This window comes from Flectobacillus sp. (assembly GCF_049240685.1).
Classification (GTDB): domain Bacteria; phylum Bacteroidota; class Bacteroidia; order Cytophagales; family Spirosomataceae; genus Flectobacillus.
Genome location: NZ_JBMLSD010000255.1, coordinates 1 through 1326 on the forward strand (window position 1 = coordinate 1; position 1326 = coordinate 1326).

Genomic DNA, 1326 nt, shown 5'->3' on the forward strand with positions numbered 1-1326 from the left:
GCCTAAAGCCTAAAGCCTATTTCCTAACTAATACCCAAAACAACGATTCATGATACCTCATTTTACTCTTCGTACTTTTAGAGATGGTGACGAGGCGTCGTTGGTACGCCATGCCAACAATCCCAAAGTTGCCAAATATCTCCGCAATATTTTCCCTAATCCGTACACCTACGACGACGCTGTTTGGTGGATAGATTTTAATAAAGGTCAAAAACCTCCTCTCAGCTCATGGGCCATCTGCGTAGACGACTGCGTGGTAGGCTGTATTGGTATTACTATCGGACAAGATATCCATGCTTGTCAAGCAGAAATTGGCTATTGGCTCGGGGAAGAATACTGGGGAAAAGGTATAGCTTCGGCGGCACTTACCGAGATGACGAACTATGCCTTCGAGCAATTTCCGGCATTACAACGACTCTTTGCAGGTGTGTTCGATAGCAATATTGCCTCTCAAAAAGTATTAGAAAAAGCTGGTTACTTACTCGAATCTATCCAACCCAAATCGATTATCAAAGATGGACAACTTTATGATGGCTACCTATATGTAAAGTTACGTTGAATGATTTGGGCAACAGGCTTTAGGCGAGTACAAGGTGTTTTTTTATGAAACAATACAAGCCGAAAGCCAATTGCCCAGACAACTCCTTCGATTTCTACAAATACCTCTCACGTAGAATCGACAGGTGATGAGCCTCATGCCCTGCGATAGCCCATGCGTAGGCACGTGCAGACACCGCAAAGCCATTGGCATTGCCCATACGAGAGGCAATCTCCTCTGTCATGGAGCGGTAAAGAGCAATCGACGACTCACGGACTAGGCGGTATTGCTCCAGCAAATCCTCAAAAGACTGCTCCTCGAAGTTGGCAGCCTCCATATATTCGTTTTCATCAAAGCCTGGCAAGGGATTTTTTTCGCCACGAGCAATACACAAAGAACGATACGAAAAAATACGCTCGGTATCGGTAATATGACCCAATACCTCCTGAATCGACCACTTTCCTTCGGCGTAACGGTATTTTTGTTGCTCAACCGACAAATTTTTCATCAAAAAAAGTACTTCTTCTTTCTGTTTGATAAGCATCTCAATAACATCCTGACTATCAGAATACTCGATATATCTTGAGAAATACTTATGCTGAGGATACTCAGATTTTTCGGCCTGTCTCATATTTTTTTTTGCTTTTTTTTTACAAAAGTATTGACTTCTCAAAAAAAAGCACTAATTTTGCATCACAATTCAGCAACGCAATAGCAAAAAGCAAAAATTGTACAAAGGTTTGGTAGTTCAGTTGGTTAGAATACATGCCTGTCACGCATGGGGTCGC

At 42.5% G+C, this 1326-nt stretch carries 2 protein-coding genes; one reads left to right on the plus strand and one right to left on the minus strand.

The window, feature by feature from the left end; all coding sequences use genetic code 11:
• Positions 1-49 precede the first annotated feature (49 nt).
• Positions 50-559: a GNAT family N-acetyltransferase gene (locus ACOVQ4_RS11790; protein ID WP_421820842.1), complete on the plus strand. Its 510-nt coding sequence runs from the start codon at positions 50-52 to the stop codon at positions 557-559.
• 94 nt (positions 560-653) lie between these two features.
• Here ACOVQ4_RS11790 and ACOVQ4_RS11795 read toward each other — a convergent pair whose 3' ends face one another.
• Positions 654-1169, minus strand: a complete 516-nt coding sequence (locus tag ACOVQ4_RS11795; protein ID WP_421820843.1) for a DinB family protein — start codon at positions 1167-1169, stop codon at positions 654-656.
• Between the last annotated feature and the right edge of the window lie 157 nt (positions 1170-1326).